The sequence below is a fragment of the Streptomyces sp. NPDC033177 genome (assembly GCF_055577715.1).
In genome coordinates this window covers 179773-196753 of sequence record NZ_JBVIPS010000013.1, presented here as the reverse complement: position 1 = coordinate 196753, position 16981 = coordinate 179773, and the positions used below count along the sequence as shown (strand labels likewise).

The window sequence follows — 16981 nt, the reverse complement described above, 5'->3', positions numbered from 1 at the left end:
CCCTGGCTAGCCTCGGCCCAGAGCTGCCCGCAGCCGGTCGAGGAGCACTCTGGCCGCCGGGCTCGCGGGCCCGTCCGTGCGCCAGGCCAGGGCGATCCTGCCGCGGGGCCGGGGATCGGTGATCTCCAGCGTCCGCAGTCCGTACGCGGCCGCCGTACGGGGCTCGAGAGCGGGGAGGACGGCCACGCCCATCCCGCGGACGACGAGTTGCACGAGGACCTGCGGGGCGGCCGCCTCGAAGGCGACGCGGGGCCGGATGCCCGCCTGCGCGCAGGCGCGGTCCAGCACACCGCGTACCCCGGTGCCGCGCGGAAGGGTGATCAGTGGGCGGTCGCGGAGGGCGGCGAGCGGAACGGTCGTACGCCCTTGAGGAGCGAGAAGTGCGTCCCCCGGGAGCATGACGGCCACCAAGGGTTCGTCGATCACCAGCCGCAGGGAGATGCCCGGCGGGGGCTCCTCGTCCGTCAGACCCAGGAGGGCGATGTCGAGTGAGCCATCGCGCACGGCGGCCAGCATCCGGTCCGAGCTGTCCTCGGTGAGGGCGATCTCGACCCCGGGGTGGTCGTCGTGGAAGTCGGCGAGGACGGAGACCACGTCGAACTCGTGGGTGGCGGCGCCGGACACCAGGCCGAGCGCGATCTGACCGCGGAGCAGTCCTGTGAACTCGTCCGCGGTGTGCCGCACGCCCTCGACCGCGGCGAGCGCGGCCCGCGCGAACGGGAGGACGGCCTCGCCCACCTCCGTCAGGGTCACCGACCGCCCCGAGCGGTCGAGGAGTTGCTGCCCGAGCTCCCTCTCCAGCTGCCGGACCTGGGCACTCACGCCTGGCTGGGCCAGGTGCAGGCGCGCGGCGGCGCGGGTGAAGTTGGCCTCCTCCGCGACGGCGACGAAGTACTGGAGCTGGCGGAGTTCCATAACTGGGCATGCTAGCGGCGAGAAGATCCAGCTCTTGGACTTCTGGCGAGGTCGTCGACACCCTGGAGAAGTGGACATCCGAACCGCTGTCGCCGCCGAACGCCGTGATCTCGCCGCCCTCCTCGACGACTTGCCGCCCGCGCTGTGGGACGCGCCGACTCTGTGCGCCGGGTGGCGGGTCCGGGAAGTGGCGGCCCATATGTCGCTGGGCTTCCGATACTCGCTCCCGAGGACGCTGGCCGAACTGGTCAAAGCGCGTGGGAGCCTGCACCGGATGACCGACCGGTGCGCCCGCAGGGACGCCGCCGCGCATTCGACCGGCCACCTCGCTGCGTTCCTCAGGGACAACGCGAATCACCCCTGGCAGCCGCCCTTCGCCGGGATCGAGGGAGCGCTCGGCCACGACGTGGTGCACGGCCTGGACATCTCGGTGGCCCTGGAACTCGACCGCAGGGTTCCGCTGGACCGTGTGCGCATCCTTCTTGAGAAGGTCACGCCCAGGAGCACCAAGTTCTTCGGGGCGGACGTCGGCGGCGTCGAGCTGCGGGCCGACGACCTCGACTGGAGTTATGGCACCGGCGCTCCCCTGACCGGAGCCGCGCAGGACCTGCTCCTTGTTCTGTACGGCAGGAAGCTCCCCCCGGGCCGTCTCCGAGGGGAGCCGCAGGACCGCTTCGTCACGCAGCGGGTCTAGACGACGTCCTTGGTGAGTCGGGTGATGCCGGCGACCCGGTAGGCCGCCTCCTCCTCCAGGGTCTCGTTCTCCAGGAGTGCGGCCGCCAGGGCGTCCAGTTGACCCCGGTGGTCCCTCAGTTGGCGGCAGGCGCTCTCGTAGCACTCGTCGACGATCCGCCGCATCTCGTGGTCGATCGTGTCGAGGGTGGCGGGGGCGGCCGAGAGCCCGTACGCCTGCTGGGCGTCGCTCGGCAGTGCCGAGAGCCTGCCGACACGTTCGCTCATGCCCCAGCGGCCGACCATGCCGCGGGCGATGTTGGTGACCTGTTCGAGGTCGCTCTCCGCGCCTGTGGTGATGACTTCGAAGACGACGTGTTCGGCCGCCATGCCACCGAGGGCGCCGACGATGCGGCCGCGGAGATACTCCTCCGTGTACGCGTACTTGTCGGCGTCCGGCGTCGACAGCGTGACGCCGAGTGCCCGTCCCCGGGGCACGATGGTGATCTTGCGGACCGGGTCGGCGCCGGGTTGCAGCATGCCGAGGAGGGCGTGTCCGCTTTCGTGGTACGCCGTGCGCCGCCGCTCCTCCTCGGGCATGACCAGCGGCCGTTCGGCGCCGAGCTGGACCTTCTCCAGGGCCTCGGAGAGGTCGGACTGCGTCACTTCCTTCTGCTTGCGCTTCACCGCGAGCAGGGCGGCCTCGTTGGCGAGGTTGGCGAGTTCGGCGCCGGTCATCCCCGGTGTCGTACGGGCGACCTGGGCGAGGTCGATGCCGTCCGCCATCGGGATCTCGCGGGTGTGGATCTTGAGGATGGCCTCGCGTCCGCCCCGGTCGGGCGGGCTGACGGTGACGACCCGGTCGAAGCGCCCGGGACGCGTCAGGGCGGGATCGAGGATGTCGGCGCGGTTGGTGGCCGCCAGGACGATGACACCTTCGGAGCCGGAGAAACCATCCATCTCGGTGAGGATCTGGTTCAGCGTCTGCTCGCGTTCGTCGTGTCCGCCCATCCCGCTGCCACCGCCACGCGCCCGCCCGATGGTGTCGATCTCGTCGATGAAGATGATGGACGGCGCGACTTTCCTCGCCTCGGCGAAGAGTTCGCGTACGCGCGACGCGCCGACGCCCACGATCATCTCGATGAACTCCGACGCCGACGCCGAGAAGAAGGGCACCCCGGCCTCGCCGGCGACGGCCCGCGCGAGCAGCGTCTTGCCGGTGCCGGGCAGGCCCGCGAGCAGCACGCCCCGCGGCATCTTGGCGCCCATCTCGCGGTAGGCGGCGGGGTTCTTCAGGAAGTCGACGACGTCACTGAGCTCGCCCTCGACCTCGTCGATGCCCGCCACGTCCTCGAAGGTGGTGCGCTTGTCGCCGGGTTCGAGCTCCACCGGCTTCGGCGGGGCCTTGCGGCCCAGCATGCCGCCCGCGCCGCCGCCCATGCCCGAGCTCATCCGCCGGGCGATGAAGATCCACAGGAAGACCAGGAGCAGCATCGGGGCGAGCGAGATGAGCAGGTTGGAGAGGAAGCTGCGCTCCTGGACGACGGGCTCGGCGGTGACGGTGACGTCGTGCTTGGTCAGGTCGTCCCAGAGATTGTCGTCGGCGAAGGCAGGCCGCTGGGTGATGAACTTGGTGTACTTCCCCTTCGCGTCACCCGGCTTCTCCTGCTCCTTCTTGAGCTGGCCCTGGATCGCGTCGCCCTTGGAGTAGATCTTCGTGACGTTCCCGGAGTCGACCTGCTTGCTGAACTCCGTGTACGAGATCGTCGGCTCGTCGCCGTCGTTGAAGAACGAGAGGACGAGGTTGGCGATGAGGTAGACGATGAGCGCGGTGAGGATGAGCCCGCCCCACCCGCCCGGCATCTTCTTCTTCGGCGGCGGCTTGGGCTCGGGCGGGGGCGCGCCCTCGGAGCGCCAGGGCTGGCCGGGCGCCCGGCGCGGCGGCACAGGGTTGCTCATATCCGGACGCTACGACACAAACCGGGGCCGGGCATCCGCTCCGAAAACGCCTGGGGCGCCCCTCTCGGCAGAGGGGCGCCCCAGGCGGCGTACGAACTGGCAGGTCCTCAGCCCATGAACTTCTTGAACTCGTCAGGCAGCTCGAAGTTCTGCGACTGCTGGCCCCCGGGGAGGCCCAAGGCGCCACCCTCCTGAGCCGCCTGCTCGCGGCGGGCGGCGGCCTCCCGCTCCTCCTGCTGGCGCTTCATCGGGTTGCCCGACTTCCGCTTGCCCTTGGCCTGCTTCTGCTTCTTCTTCTGCTTGCCGGGGCCGCCACCCATGCCCGGCATCCCGGGCATGCCCGGCATTCCGCCGCCCTGGGCCATGCGCGACATCATCTTGCGGGCCTCGAAGAAGCGCTCGACCAGGTTCTTGACGGCGCTGACCTCGACGCCGGAACCCTTGGCGATACGGGCGCGGCGCGAGCCGTTGATGATGGTCGGCTCGTGACGCTCGCCCGGCGTCATCGACTTGATGATGGCGGCGGTGCGGTCGACGTCCCGCTCGTCCAGGTTGTTGATCTGGTCCTTGATCTGCCCCATGCCGGGCATCATCCCGAGCAGCTTGCTGATGCTGCCCATCTTGCGGACCTGCTCCATCTGGGCCAGGAAGTCATCGAGCGTGAAGTCCTTGCCCTTGCTGCTCGCCAGCTTGGAGGCCATCTTCTCGGCCTCTTGCTGGGAGAAGGTCTGCTCGGCCTTCTCGATCAGCGTGAGCATGTCGCCCATGCCGAGGATGCGGGACGCCATGCGGTCCGGGTGGAACGCGTCGAAGTCGTCCAGCTTCTCGCCGTTGGAGGCGAACATGATCTGGCGGCCCGTGACCTGCGCGATCGACAGGGCGGCGCCACCGCGGGCGTCACCGTCGAGCTTCGACAGGACGACGCCGTCGAAGCCGACGCCGTCGCGGAAGGACTCCGCCGTGTTGACGGCGTCCTGACCGATCATGGCGTCGACGACGAAGAGGACCTCGTCCGGGCTGACGGCGTCGCGGATGTCCGCGGCCTGCTGCATCAGCTCCTGGTCGATGCCGAGGCGGCCGGCGGTGTCGACGATGACGACGTCGTACTGCTTGGTCTTGGCGAACTCGATCGAGTCCTTGGCGACCTTGACCGGGTCACCGACGCCGTTGCCCGGCTCGGGGGCGTAGACGCCGACGCCCGCGCGCTCGGCGACGACGGAGAGCTGGTTCACGGCGTTGGGGCGCTGCAGGTCGCACGCCACCAGGAGCGGCGAGTGGCCCTGCCCCTTGAGCCAGAGGCCGAGCTTTCCGGCGAGGGTGGTCTTACCGGCGCCCTGCAGACCGGCGAGCATGATGACGGTCGGCGGGTTCTTGGCGAACCGCAGGCGTCGCGTCTCGCCGCCGAGGATGCCGACGAGCTCCTCGTTGACGATCTTGATGACCTGCTGGGCGGGGTTCAGGGCCTGGGAGACCTCGGCCCCGGTCGCGCGCTCCTTGATCTGCTTGATGAAGGCCCGGACGACGGGGAGGGCGACGTCCGCCTCGAGCAGGGCGATGCGGATCTCGCGCGCCGTGGCGTCGATGTCGGCCTCGGACAGGCGGCCCTTGCCCCGGAGGTTCTTGAATGTCGCTGCGAGGCGGTCGGAGAGAGTGTCGAACACGGCGGTCGCGAATCCTCGGGTTGATGGGGGCACCCCCTGCTCGAGCGAAGCCGAGAGCTTGGGGGAGGGCGGACAGGTCGCCCTCCAGGGTATCGGTCCCGCCGGGCGGGCGGGCCCGCAGTATCGCGGGGCTCGTGTACGCGGGGCTCGTGAACCCCGGGGCGGGGTGGGCCCCTCGCCTCTCACCACCGGCATCGGGTCCGCCGACCAGGCCTCTCCCACCCAGCCGCCCATCACCCCGCAGCTGCCTCATGAACGAACAAGCTTTCCCGCCCACCCACCCGATTGCCCCGCAGCGCCAAGGGGCGTGGGGAGCGCGTACAGGAACGGGCCGGGTGGGGAGCGCGTCCAGCAGCGGGGCGGGTGGGGAACGCTTACAACAGCGGGGCGGGTGGGGAACGCCTACAACAGCGGGGCGGGTGGGGAACGCCTACAACAGCGGGGCGGGTGGGGAGCGCCTACAACAGCGCGGCAGGTAGGCAGCGCCTACAGCAGCGCGGCAGGCGGGGAGCGCCTACAGCAGCGCGGTGGGTTGGGAGCGAACAGCAGCGGGGGCGTGGGAAACGCGAACAGCGACAGGCGCGGGTGGGAAACGCGAACAGCCGGGAGCCCCACGGGACCCCGCCCCCTACCCCCGCAAAGCCTCCTCCACCGCCCGAGCCACCCCCGCAGCCCGCTCCCCCGGCAGCGGCACCCCCTCCCCCGTCACGTAAAACGCGTCCACCGCGTTCGCCCCCAGCGTCGAGACGTGCGCGCTCCGTACCTCCACGCCCGCCGACTCCAGCGCCCGGCCGATGCGGTGCAGCAGGCCCGGCGCGTCCTGGGCCCGCACCTCGATGACCGTGGCGAGACGCGACCCCGCCGAAGCCACGGTCACCCGGGGCGGCGGCGCGACCGTCCCCCGCCGCCGCGGGTACGCGGCATCCCGCTCGGCCAGCCGTGCCGCGATGTCCAGGGAGCCGTCCAGGGCCCGCACCAGATCCGCCCGCAGCCGCGCGGCCTGCGGCAGGGAGCCGTACTCCGCGGCGACCCGCCAGTTCAGGAGCAGCACCGAGTCCTCGATACCCGACGGCAGAGCGACCCCCCGCAGCTCCGCCGTCCGCACCGCGAGCCGGTGCATGGCGAGCACCCCCGCGACGGCGGACAGCACCCCGGGCTGGTCCGGCACCGCGATGACCAGCTCCACGCCCAGCGGCTCCGGGTCCCCGGCCGACTCCTCGGCGGCGACTGTCTCCGTCTGGGCCCGCAGCGCGAGCACCGGCCCGCCCGTACGGAACGCCTCCACCGCGAGGCGCTCCTGCTCGGCGGTGGGAGCGATGTCCTCCGCTTTCTCCGGCTCCTCCCCGGACAGCACCGCTCCGACCCGCTTCACCAGGTCGGCGACGAGCGAACCCCGCCAGGTGGACCAGGCGGCGGGGCCGGTGGCCAGCGCGTCCGCCTCCGTGAGCGCGTGCAGCAGTTCGAGCGTCCCGGTCGAACCCACCGCGTCCGCGACCGCCCGTACCGTGGCCGGGTCGTCGAGGTCGCGGCGCGTGGCCGTCTCGATCAGCAGCAGGTGATACCGCACGAGTTTCGCGAGGACCGCCACGTCGGCCCGGTCGAAGCCGATCCGGGCGGCGACGTCCCTGGCGATGATCTCCCCGGCCTCCGAGTGGTCCCCCGGCCAGCCCTTCCCGATGTCGTGCAGCAGCCCGGCCACAAGGAGCAGGTCGGGCCGCCCCACGCGGCGGGTCAGCTCCGAGGCCTGCACCGCCGTCTCCACCAGATGCCGGTCGACCGTCCACGTGTGCACGGCGTTGCGCTGTGGCCTGCACCGCACCCGCTCCCAGTCGGGCAGCAGCCGGGTGATCAGCCCCTCTGCCTCAAGGGCCTCCCACACCTCGACCGTCGGTCGTCCCGCCCCAAGCAGCGTCACCAGCTGCTCCCGCGCCTCCGCGGGCCACGGCGTCGGCAGCGGCCGTACAGCCGCCGCCATCCTGCGCACCGCGTGCAGCGACAGCGGCAGCCCGGCCTGGGCAGCCGCGGCAGCAGCCCGGAGCGGCAGCACGGGGTCCCGCTCGGGCCGGGCCGCGCGGGCGAGTACGACCTCCCCGTCCTGCTCCACGACCCCCTCGGCCAACGGCGACCGCTCGGCCGCAGCCCCCTTGGAGCCCCCCAGCATGGCCCGCAGCCGAGGCCGCACGGACCGGGACCGGAGCACCCTGCCCACCTCGCGCCACGTCACGTCACTCGCGTACGAGATGGTGCGAGCGGACTCGTACACCTGCCGCAGCAAGGTATCCGCGTCCAACAGCCCCAACTCTGCTGCGACTTGATCCTGTTCCTGCAGCGCGAGCCGGTCCGTGGCCCGCCCCGTGGTCAGATGCAGCGCGTCCCGCACGTCGAGCAGCCGCCGCCGGGCATCGGCGAGCCCTTCCCGAGGCGCGTCCGCCAGCCACGATGCGGCGACGGCCCGCAGCGCGGTCGCATCCCGCAGGCCACCCCGGGCCTCCTTCAGGTCCGGTTCCAGGAGATAGCTCAACTCCCCCTGCCGCTCGGCCCGTTCCTCGCACAGCTCGCGCAGCTCGGGCAGCCGTTTCGGCGCGAGGTTGCGCCAGTCGGCGAGCACCGCCGTACGCAACCCGGCCGTCAGTCCGAGATCGCCCACGACGTGCCGCGCGTCGAGCAGCCCCAGCTGCACCTTGAGGTCCTCGCCCGCGGTCTTGCGCGCCTCCGCGGGCGTGCGCACGGAGTGGTCGAGCGCGAGCCCGAGATCCCAGACGGGGTACCAGATGCGGTCTGCGAGGGCCGCCACCGCACCGGCGTCCGCGCTGCCGTCGTGCAGCAGCAGCAGATCGAGGTCGCTGCGCGGCGACAGCTCTCCCCTGCCGTACCCGCCCACGGCCACCAGCGCGGCCCCCCGTGGCGCACCCGCGGCCGTGAAGAGGCCGGTCAGCCAGTCGTCGGTGAGGTCGGCGAGGGCCGAACGGCGCGGCGGCCCGGACCGCGCCTCCCCTTGGAGGAGGCGCAGCCGGGCCGCCGCATAGCCGCTGGGTCCGGAGTCTTCCGAGTCCGCTTCAGTACGTACGTCCACACTCGTCACCCAGCAGCTCCTGTCAGTCCCGCTCAGTTCCGCCTGCTCAGCCCTGCCCAGCCCGGCTCAGAGCGCGTCCGGCCCACGTTCACCGGTCCGTACCCGGACCGCCGTGTCGACCGGGACGCTCCAGACCTTGCCGTCCCCGATCTTGCCGGTCCGGGCGGCCTTGACCACGACATCCACGAGCTGTTCGGCGTCGTCGTCCTCGACCAAAACCTCGATCCGGATCTTCGGCACGAGGTCGACGGTGTACTCCGCGCCACGGTAGACCTCGGTGTGGCCGCGCTGGCGGCCGTAGCCGCTGGCCTCGGTCACGGTCAGGCCCTGGACGCCGAAGGCCTGGAGGGCTTCCTTGATCTCGTCGAGCCGGTGCGGCTTGACGACCGCGGTGATGAGCTTCATGCGTCCACCCTCTTGTTCTTCTCGTTCGCAGACTTGCCGGCGTCCTGGGCCGGCGGGCCGGGCGCGGCGGCGGTACGGGGCGCCGTGCCGCCGCCCGCGCCACTGAAGTCGTACGCGGTCTCGGCGTGCTGCACCTGGTCGATGCCCGCGACCTCCTCGTCCTCGCTGACCCGCATCCCGATGGTCTTGTCGACCAGGAAGGCGAGGATCGCGGAGGCGATCATGGAGTACACGAGGACGGCGCCGACACCGGCGGCCTGCTTGCCCAGCTGTTCGAGGCCGCCTCCGTAGAAGAGGCCCTTGGCGTCGGACTGGACGCCGCCGGTGGCGAAGAAGCCGACGAGCAGCGAGCCCACGACACCGCCGACGAGGTGGACACCGACGACGTCGAGGGAGTCGTCGTAGCCGAACTTGAACTTGAGGCCGACGGCCATGGCGCAGAGCAGACCGGCGATGGCTCCGACGGCGATCGCGCCGAGCGGCGAGATGGAGCCGCCGGCCGGGGTGATCGCGACGAGTCCCGCGACGGCGCCCGAAGCGGCGCCGAGGGTGGTGAACGCGCCGTGGCGGATCTTCTCGTAGGCGAGCCAGGCCAGCATGGCCGCGGCGGTGGCGACCTGCGTGTTCAGGAACATCATCGCGCCGACGCCGTCCTCGTTGCCCAGCCACGATCCGGCGTTGAAGCCGAACCAGCCGAACCACAGGAGCGCGGCGCCGAGCATGACGAGCGGCAGGCTGTGCGGCCGCATCGGGTCCTTCTTGAAGCCGACGCGCTTGCCGATGACCAGGATCACGCCCAGCGCCGCGGCACCGGCGTTGATGTGCACGGCCGTGCCGCCGGCGAAGTCGATGACACCGAGCTCGAAGGCCCAGCCGCCCGTGCCCCACACCCAGTGCGCGACAGGGAAGTAGACGATCGTGGCCCAGAGCGCGACGAACAGCGCCCAGGCGGTGAACTTCACGCGGTCGGCGAGCGCACCGCTGATCAGCGCGGGCGTGATGATCGCGAACATCAGCTGGAAGACGGCGAAGACATAGACCGGGATGGTGTAGCCGTCCCACAGCTCGGTGAGCCCTATGCCGCTGAGGCCCACGTAGTCGGACGACCAGCCGAAGAGGCTGCCGTGGTCGGTGCCGAACGCGATGGAGAAGCCGTACAGCACCCAGAGGATGGTGACGATCCCCAGACTGATGAAGCTCATCATCAGCATGTTCAGTGTGCTCTTGACGCGGACCATGCCTCCGTAGAAGAAGGCGAGTCCCGGCGTCATGAGCATCACCAGGGCGGAACAGATGAGCACGAACCCTGTGTTGGCGGCAGACAGCTGCGGGGCGTCTGCGGCGATCGTGATGCCTGGGGGCATCGGCGTCTCCTCGTCGTCGTATGCGGCCCGTGCGGGCGGGGCAGAGGGGTGGGCCGGTATGCGCCATGAGATTGGCCCAGCGCCGTTTCAGGGGGCGCCCCTCGATGTTTCGCCGCAGTGACGAAGAGGTCGTGCGTGTTACGCGTCCATGAACTGCCGGGTCGGGCGGGGCGCGATTTCATACCCTGCGCACACCGAAAAAACCGGCCGCGGCGGCCATCCGATTGACCTGGCGTGGGGGAGCCGAGTCGGGCGGTTCGGGATGGACCGGCCGCGGCCGGAGTTCTGGTGGGGCGCCGTCAGACCGCCTCCGCGGTCTCGGGCATGTCGATGGCGAGCTGGTCGGTGAGCTGCACGACCTCAGCGATGTTGCCGAAGTCCCGCACGGCGGTGTCCACGGTCTTGCGAAGGCGGGTGTTGACCCGCTCTGAGCGCACCTTCTTGGCGATGGTCAGGGCTTGGCCCGCGAGGACCGTGCTCTGCTCGGGCTCACGCTGGAGCAGGTGAACCGTGGCCATCCCGATGAGGTTCAGTGCGTACGAACGCTGGTGCTCGGAGTCCTTGCCGAAGAGGTCGACCGCACGCTCCATGACGGGTTCGGCGAGCGAGGCGTACGTGGGGCTGCGACCCGCCACGTAGGCCAGGTCGCGGAACGAGTGGGCGTTCTCGCCGTTCAGCTCGGCCTCGGAGAAGAAGCGGATCCAGTCGGGCTCGGGCTCGTCGAACTCGTCGGCGTCGGCGAAGGTGTCCTCGGCCATGCGCACGGCCCGCTTGCACTTGCCGGGCTGGCCCATGCTGGCGTAGGCGCGGGCCTCCATCGCATACAGCATGGCCTGGGTGCGCGGGCTCGCGCAGTCCCGGCTGCCGTACTGCGCGAGGTGGATCAGTTCGAGCGCGTCGTCGGGCCGTCCGAGGTGGATCATCTGACGGCTCATGCTGGAGAGGATGTACGACCCGAGGGGCTTCTCGCCTGCTTCCTTCGCGGCGTGCAGGGCAAGCACGAAGTACTTCTGGGCGGTGGGCTGGAGACCGACGTCGTAGCTCATCCAGCCGGCCAGCTCGGCCAGTTCGCCCGCGACCTTGAAGAGCCGCTTGGACGTGGCCTCCGGCTGGGGCTCCTGCAACAGGTCCGTCACCTCGTGCAGTTGGCCGACGACCGCCTTGCGCCGCAGCCCGCCGCCGCACTGCGCGTCCCACTGCCGGAACATCACGGTCGTGGATTCCAGGAGGTCGAGCTCCGGCCTGGAGAGCCTGCCGGGCCTGCGGGACGGGGTGGGCGGCTCCGGGTCGCCGACCGGGGTCGTGGGTCCCGGGACCAGCCAGCGCTGCATGGGCTCGATGAGCGAGGGTCCTGCGGAGAGCGCGAGCGAGGTGCCGAGGAAGCCGCGCCGGGCCAGCATCAGGTCGCTGCGGGAGAACTCACTGATGAGCGCGACGGTCTGCGGGCCGGTCCAGGGCAGGTCGACGCCCGAGACGGACGGCGACTGGTGCGCGGCGCGCAGCCCGAGGTCCTCGACCGCGACGACGCAGCCGAACCGCTCGGAGAACAGCTCGGAGAGGATGCGGGGGATGGGTTCGCGGGGGTTCTCGCCGTCCAGCCAGCGCCGCACCCGTGAGGTGTCCGTGGAGATGTGGTGCGCGCCCAACTGCCGTGCCCTGCGGTTCACTTGGCGCGCCAGCTCGCCCTTCGACCAGCCGCTGCGCACGAACCAGGAATTGAGCAGTTCGTTGGGGCGCTTCTCAGCGTTCGCACCACTTCCGCCATTGCCGCCCACTGGAACGCCCCCATCCCTCACAACACTGACTCGCGGTCCCACGCCAAGCCCTACCAGAATGCCGCGCGGTGCGGCTCTCCGTCCGGAGAACGTCACCCATCGAACAGGAAACCGACTTGCCTCCGGCATACCCACGAGTGCACAGCACTCAGGGTCCGTGCACTGAAAGTAATCCTACGATCACCCCTCCGGCGAGGGCGATCGCGGAAACGCCACCATTCGCCACCCCTTCGAATGAACTCCCGGGCCGCTACAAGCGATTGACTTGACAGTGGACGACCGAAGGTGGGCGGAAGGGAGCACTTCGGGGCGCGCATGACCGGGCGCACCCCCTTCGGACCACCGCGCGCCTGCACCGGCAACGCAAAAACACAGGGTCACGATCCGATTCCGTCACGTAACCACACCGCGCTCGACCCGTTGGAGGGGGCATGGGCTTCACGATCGGCGGCATCCGGGGAACCGACAAGCCTCGCACCGGTTCACGGTGGCGCGGCCGCACGTCGGACTGCACCGCGGTGGCGGAGTACACCGGCCTGTGGGGATGGGCCGCGGTCCCCGGCGCACGTGCCCTGGACGGCCGCTGCTCCTGCGGCGCGGCCGACTGCGCCGCCCCCGGCGCCCACCCCCTGGCATTCGCCCCCGAGGTTCCCGCCGGGGCGACGCTCGACGAAGTGACCGAGTCCTGGGCGCAGTTCCCGGGCGCCGCCGTACTGCTGCCCGTGGGCCGCGCCTTCGACGTCATCGAGGTGGCCGAGGCAGCGGGCCGCAGGGCGCTGGTCCGCCTGGAGCGCATGGGCCTGCCGCTCGGCCCGGTGGCCGCGACGCCGGAGGGCCGCGCGCACTTCTTCGTCGCCCCCGGCGCCGCCGCCGAACTCCCCCAGCTGCTCTACCGCATGGGCTGGGACGACGCCTGCATCGACCTGCACGGCCTGGGCCCCGGCACGCACATCACGGCCCCGCCCTCCGACCGCGCGGGCCTCGGCCCGGTCCGCTGGCTCCGCGCCCCGGACCTGGACTCGGCGACGCATCCCCCGCAGGCACGGCTGGTCCTCGGGACCCTGGCGTACGTGGCGCACCGCTCACCGGCGTAGCAGCCGACGCCCGCACACGAAATGCCCCACCCCGGCTGCACCCCGGGGTGGGGCATTTCTTCGTGCGCGGCACCGGGCGCCGAGCGGCTACTCGCCGATCAGCGCGTCGACGAACGCCTCGGGCTCGAACGGCGCCAGGTCGTCCGCGCCCTCGCCGAGTCCGACCAGCTTCACCGGCACGCCCAGCTCGCGCTGGACCGCGACGACGATGCCGCCCTTGGCCGTGCCGTCCAGCTTCGTCAGGACGATGCCGGTGATGTCGACGACCTCGGCGAAGACCCGCGCCTGCACCAGGCCGTTCTGCCCGGTCGTGGCATCCAGGACGAGCAGCACCTCGTCGAGCGGCGCGTGCTTCTCGACGACGCGCTTGACCTTGCCGAGCTCGTCCATCAGGCCGGTCTTGGTGTGCAGGCGGCCCGCGGTGTCGATGAGGACGACGTCGGCGCCCTCCGCGATGCCTTCCTTGACCGCGTCGAAGGCGATCGACGCGGGGTCGCCGCCCTCGGGACCGCGGACCGTGCGCGCGCCGACGCGCTCGCCCCAGGTCTGCAGCTGGTCGGCGGCGGCCGCGCGGAACGTGTCCGCGGCGCCGAGGACCACGGAGCGGCCGTCGGCGACCAGGACGCGGGCGAGCTTGCCGGTGGTGGTGGTCTTGCCGGTGCCGTTCACGCCGACGACCATCACGATTCCGGGCGTCTCCAGGCCCGACTCGGTCTTGACCGTGCGGTCGAGGTGCGGGTCGACCAGCGCCACGAGTTCCTCGCGCAGCAGTGTGCGCAGGTCGTCGGGGGTACGGGTGCCGAGCACGCGGACGCGCTCGCGGAGCCGCTCGACCAGTTCCTGCGTGGGGGCGACGCCGACGTCGGCGGTGAGGAGCGTGTCCTCGATCTCCTCCCAGGTGTCCTCGTCCAGGTGCTCGCGGGAGAGGAGCGTGAGCAGCCCCTTGCCGAGTGCGTTCTGCGAGCGCGAGAGGCGCGAGCGCAGACGGACCAGGCGACCTGCCGTGGGCTCCGGGGTCTCGACCTCCGGGGCGGCCGGCTCCTCGATGACGACGGGGGGCGGCGCCGCCGGACCGGTGAGCGGAAGTTCCACCTCCTCGATCGTGCGGCGCGGTTCGTCGCGCGGCGTCTCGGCCTCGTCGCCGACGTGCGGCTCGGCCGGAGGAGCGGTGATGGTGGGCGTGGACGACGGGGCCTTCGGCGGCAGCCGCTTCTTCTTGCGACTGCCGACCACGAGCCCGCCGAGCGCGCCGATCACGACCACGGCGATGACTACAGCAAGGATGACGATTTCCATAACCTCCCCAGTATCAGCCATGGGGGCCACAGAGGCTCAAGCTGTAGCTTCCTCCAAAGAACATAAGCTCATAGAGGCCACTACTCGGACTAAAGTACGATGGAGCTCTCCGCATCAACGCGCGTAGAGTCCAACGCGATCACCCCCACGGACGGATCGCGGCGTTGCGATCCGAGCGAGAGGCACGGACCCCACCCCATGAGCACCACCGCCGAAAACGAAGGCGCCCTGGAGACACGCGGCCTCGAGCCCGTCCCCGACTCCGAGCGCACCGGCAAGGCCCGCGAGCTGTTCCCCACGTGGGTGGCGGCCAACATCAGTGTCCTGCTGCTCACCATGGGCGCTGGCTTGGTTGTCTCCAACCGCCTGAACTTCTGGCAGGTCCTGGTCGTCGCCCTCGTCTCGCCCCTGCTGAGCTACGGCATGGTTGGCCTTATCTCCATCTCGGGCAAGCGCGGCGGCTCGCCGGGCATGACCCTCTCGCGCGCGGTCTTCGGGCAGCGCGGCAACCTCTTCCCCGGCGCGCTCATCTGGATCGCCCGCTGGGGCTGGGAGACGATCAACGCGGTCACGGGTGCGTACGCGATCATCACCGTTCTGGACATCTGCTTCGGCGTGGAGTCCAGCACGTGGCTGACGATCGTGACGCTGATCGCCTTCGTCGCCTGCACGTTCGTCATCAGCGGCCTTGGCCGCAAGGTGCTGCACATCTGCAACACCTGGGCGACGTACCTCTTCGGCGCGTTCAGCATCCTCGTGCTGGTCTACCTCGTGGCCAACACCCCCTGGTCGGACGTCTTCTCGCAGTCCGCGGGCTCCACCGCGGCGATGGTCGCGGGAGTCGGCGTGATCGCTGCGGGCGGCATCAGCTGGGTCCCCACGGGTCCGGACTTCACGCGCTACCTCCCGCGCAAGGCCTCCAACAAGGCCCTGGTGGGCAACGCCATCGGCGGCGCCGGCATCGTCGTCGTACCGATGGTCCTGATGGGCGCGGTCATGGCGGTCAGCACGCCGAGCCTGTCGGAGGCCTCCGACCCGGTCTCCTTCCTCGGCGAGCTCCTGCCGACGTGGATCGCGGTGCCGTACCTGCTGATGGCCCTGATCGGCATGCTCCTGATCAACTCGATGTCGATGTACTCCGCGGGCTTCACCGCCATGACGCTCGGCATCAAGGTCCCGCGCACCTGGGCGGTCTCGATCAACGCCATCATCAGCCTGATCTTCGGCTACATCCTGATGAACGTGGCGAAGAGTTTCATGGGCTCGTTCATCTCCTTCCTCACCCTGTTGGCAGTCGCCTTCTCCGCCTGGATCGGCGTCTTCGGCATCGACATGCTGCGCCGCAAGACGTACGACGGCGAAGCGCTGATGGACACCAAGCACACCAGCGCCTACTGGTACAAGGCGGGCTTCGCCTGGCAGGCCATGACGGCGTGGGCGATCGCCCTGGTGGCGGGTCTGCTCTTCACGAAGGTCGACTGGTTCAGCGGCCCGCTCGCCACGTCCTGGGTCGGCCGCAACGGCCTGGGCTGGCTGGCCACGATCCTCATCGCCGCCGCGCTGTACGCGGTGCTTCCGAGGACCCCGGCCGTCGAGGCGCCCGAGGCAAAGGGCAACGGCGAGGGCGAGACGAAGCTGGTCTCGGCCTGAGGCTCTTCCGCGCCTGATCCGGAACAACTGCCCCCGGGCCCTGGTCATCTGACACCGCATCACCTAACGTCCCTCTTCGCCCGCACACGGTGAAGGGGGACGTTTTCATGCCCGTCACAGTCGTACGCTTCAACCTCGTCGATCCGGATGCCACGCCCTCCTCGCTGAGCGAGCGCTACAAGGCCGCCCTGGAGATGGCCACGTACGCCGACGACCGGGGCATCTCCACCGTGCAGACCGAGGAACACCATGGCGTCGGCAACAACTGGCTGCCCTCGCCCTTCACCTTCGCCGGCGCGGTCTTCGGCGCGACCCGGCGCATCGCGGTCACGGTTTCCGCGATCATCGGCCCGCTGCACGATCCGCTGCGGCTCGCCGAGGACATCGCCGTACTCGACCTGCTCAGCGGCGGCCGCCTCGTCACGGTGGCGGGGATCGGCTACCGGCCCGAGGAGTACGAGGCGTTCGGCGTCGACTGGAAGCGGCGCGGCAAGCTCCAGGACGAGCTCCTGGAGACCCTGTTGCAGGCGTGGACGGGCGAGCCCTTCGAGTTCCGCGGGCGCACCGCGCGCGTCACCCCGCGCCCGTATACCCAGCCGCACCCGATGCTCCTGGTCGGCGGATCGTCGCAGGCGGCGGCCCGGCGGGCGGCCCGGCTCGGCCTGCCGTTCTTCCCCAGCGCCCATCTGCCGGAGCTGGAGGCCTACTACAACGCACGCCTCGCGGAGTACGGCACCGAGGGCTGGACGATGATGCCCGCCGCCGAGACCCCGCTCCTGCACATCGCGGACGACCCGGACCGCACCTGGGCCGAGCACGGCGAGCACTTCCTGCACGAGGCCCGTACGTACGCCTCCTGGCAGTCCAAGGACATCCGCTCGGCGGTGAAGTCGAGCGCCACCACGGTCGAGGAGCTGCGCGCCGAGGGCGTCTATCGCGTCCTGACGCCCGACCAGTGCGTGGCGTACGTGCAGGGTGGCGCGGCCAATCTCGTGCTGCATCCGCTCTCCGGCGGGATGCCCGTCGACGAGGGCTGGCGCAGCCTGCACCACTTCTGCGAAAACGTACTGCCCCGGCTCAAGGAATAGGTCCTTGAACCGGGGCAGCTTCCTCAGAG

General features: G+C 70.6%; 12 protein-coding genes. 4 read left to right on the top strand and 8 right to left on the bottom strand.

What is annotated here, in order from left to right:
• Positions 1-6: 6 nt before the first annotated feature.
• Complete coding sequence (locus tag ACZ5U5_RS37380) at positions 7-915, bottom strand: LysR family transcriptional regulator (protein WP_469030868.1); 909 nt, start codon at positions 913-915, stop codon at positions 7-9.
• Positions 916-985: 70 nt separating this feature from the next.
• Here ACZ5U5_RS37380 and ACZ5U5_RS37375 point away from each other — a divergent pair, with 70 nt between their 5' ends.
• Positions 986-1609 carry a maleylpyruvate isomerase family mycothiol-dependent enzyme gene (locus ACZ5U5_RS37375; protein ID WP_469030867.1) on the top strand — a complete coding sequence of 208 codons (624 nt, stop codon included), beginning with the start codon at positions 986-988 and terminating at the stop codon, positions 1607-1609.
• On the opposite strand, the gene ftsH is transcribed toward ACZ5U5_RS37375, so the two are convergent.
• From ftsH to nsdA, 6 genes are all read right to left on the bottom strand, one after another.
• Positions 1606-3546, bottom strand: a complete 1941-nt coding sequence (gene ftsH / locus ACZ5U5_RS37370; protein WP_469030865.1) for an ATP-dependent zinc metalloprotease FtsH — start codon at positions 3544-3546, stop codon at positions 1606-1608. The genes ACZ5U5_RS37375 and ftsH overlap by 4 nt on opposite strands.
• 107 nt (positions 3547-3653) lie before the next feature.
• Complete coding sequence (ffh, locus tag ACZ5U5_RS37365) at positions 3654-5207, bottom strand: signal recognition particle protein (protein ID WP_469030864.1); 1554 nt, start codon at positions 5205-5207, stop codon at positions 3654-3656.
• Between the two features lie 628 nt (positions 5208-5835).
• Positions 5836-8289 carry a [protein-PII] uridylyltransferase gene (locus ACZ5U5_RS37360; RefSeq protein WP_469030863.1) on the bottom strand — a complete coding sequence of 818 codons (2454 nt, stop codon included), beginning with the start codon at positions 8287-8289 and terminating at the stop codon, positions 5836-5838.
• A 57-nt stretch (positions 8290-8346) separates the two neighbouring features.
• Entirely contained in the window at positions 8347-8685 is a 339-nt protein-coding gene (locus ACZ5U5_RS37355; protein WP_150493276.1) for a P-II family nitrogen regulator, read from the bottom strand.
• Positions 8682-10049: an ammonium transporter gene (locus tag ACZ5U5_RS37350; protein WP_469030861.1), complete on the bottom strand. Its 1368-nt coding sequence runs from the start codon at positions 10047-10049 to the stop codon at positions 8682-8684. The genes ACZ5U5_RS37355 and ACZ5U5_RS37350 overlap by 4 nt, the downstream gene beginning before the upstream one ends.
• 299 nt (positions 10050-10348) lie before the next feature.
• Complete coding sequence (gene nsdA, locus ACZ5U5_RS37345; protein WP_469030860.1) at positions 10349-11824, bottom strand: transcriptional repressor NsdA; 1476 nt, start codon at positions 11822-11824, stop codon at positions 10349-10351.
• Between the two features lie 431 nt (positions 11825-12255).
• Here nsdA and ACZ5U5_RS37340 point away from each other — a divergent pair, with 431 nt between their 5' ends.
• Positions 12256-12918: a bifunctional DNA primase/polymerase gene (locus ACZ5U5_RS37340; RefSeq protein ID WP_469030858.1), complete on the top strand. Its 663-nt coding sequence runs from the start codon at positions 12256-12258 to the stop codon at positions 12916-12918.
• A gap of 87 nt (positions 12919-13005) precedes the next feature.
• On the opposite strand, the gene ftsY is transcribed toward ACZ5U5_RS37340, so the two are convergent.
• A complete protein-coding gene (gene ftsY / locus ACZ5U5_RS37335; RefSeq protein ID WP_469030857.1) occupies positions 13006-14214 on the bottom strand; it encodes a signal recognition particle-docking protein FtsY in 1209 nt (402 codons plus the stop codon).
• A gap of 198 nt (positions 14215-14412) precedes the next feature.
• Between ftsY and ACZ5U5_RS37330 the strand changes: the two genes are divergently transcribed.
• Together ACZ5U5_RS37330 and ACZ5U5_RS37325 are read left to right on the top strand one after the other, a co-directional pair.
• Positions 14413-15864: a purine-cytosine permease family protein gene (locus ACZ5U5_RS37330; RefSeq protein WP_469030855.1), complete on the top strand. Its 1452-nt coding sequence runs from the start codon at positions 14413-14415 to the stop codon at positions 15862-15864.
• 107 nt (positions 15865-15971) lie between these two features.
• Positions 15972-16952, top strand: coding sequence for an LLM class flavin-dependent oxidoreductase (locus tag ACZ5U5_RS37325; protein ID WP_469030854.1), 981 nt, complete (start codon positions 15972-15974; stop codon positions 16950-16952).
• Positions 16953-16981 lie beyond the last annotated feature (29 nt).

What these genes read in the sequence shown, in the direction of transcription:
- ACZ5U5_RS37380 (WP_469030868.1), bottom strand. Translation starts at nt 915, where the DNA reads ATGGAACTCCGCCAGCTCCAGTACTTCGTCGCCGTCGCGGAGGAGGCC.
- ftsH (WP_469030865.1), bottom strand. Translation starts at nt 3,546, where the DNA reads ATGAGCAACCCTGTGCCGCCGCGCCGGGCGCCCGGCCAGCCCTGGCGC.
- ACZ5U5_RS37355 (WP_150493276.1), bottom strand. Translation starts at nt 8,685, where the DNA reads ATGAAGCTCATCACCGCGGTCGTCAAGCCGCACCGGCTCGACGAGATC.
- ACZ5U5_RS37350 (WP_469030861.1), bottom strand. Translation starts at nt 10,049, where the DNA reads ATGCCCCCAGGCATCACGATCGCCGCAGACGCCCCGCAGCTGTCTGCC.
- ACZ5U5_RS37340 (WP_469030858.1), top strand. Translation starts at nt 12,256, where the DNA reads ATGGGCTTCACGATCGGCGGCATCCGGGGAACCGACAAGCCTCGCACC.
- ftsY (WP_469030857.1), bottom strand. Translation starts at nt 14,214, where the DNA reads ATGGAAATCGTCATCCTTGCTGTAGTCATCGCCGTGGTCGTGATCGGC.
- ACZ5U5_RS37330 (WP_469030855.1), top strand. Translation starts at nt 14,413, where the DNA reads ATGAGCACCACCGCCGAAAACGAAGGCGCCCTGGAGACACGCGGCCTC.
- ACZ5U5_RS37325 (WP_469030854.1), top strand. Translation starts at nt 15,972, where the DNA reads ATGCCCGTCACAGTCGTACGCTTCAACCTCGTCGATCCGGATGCCACG.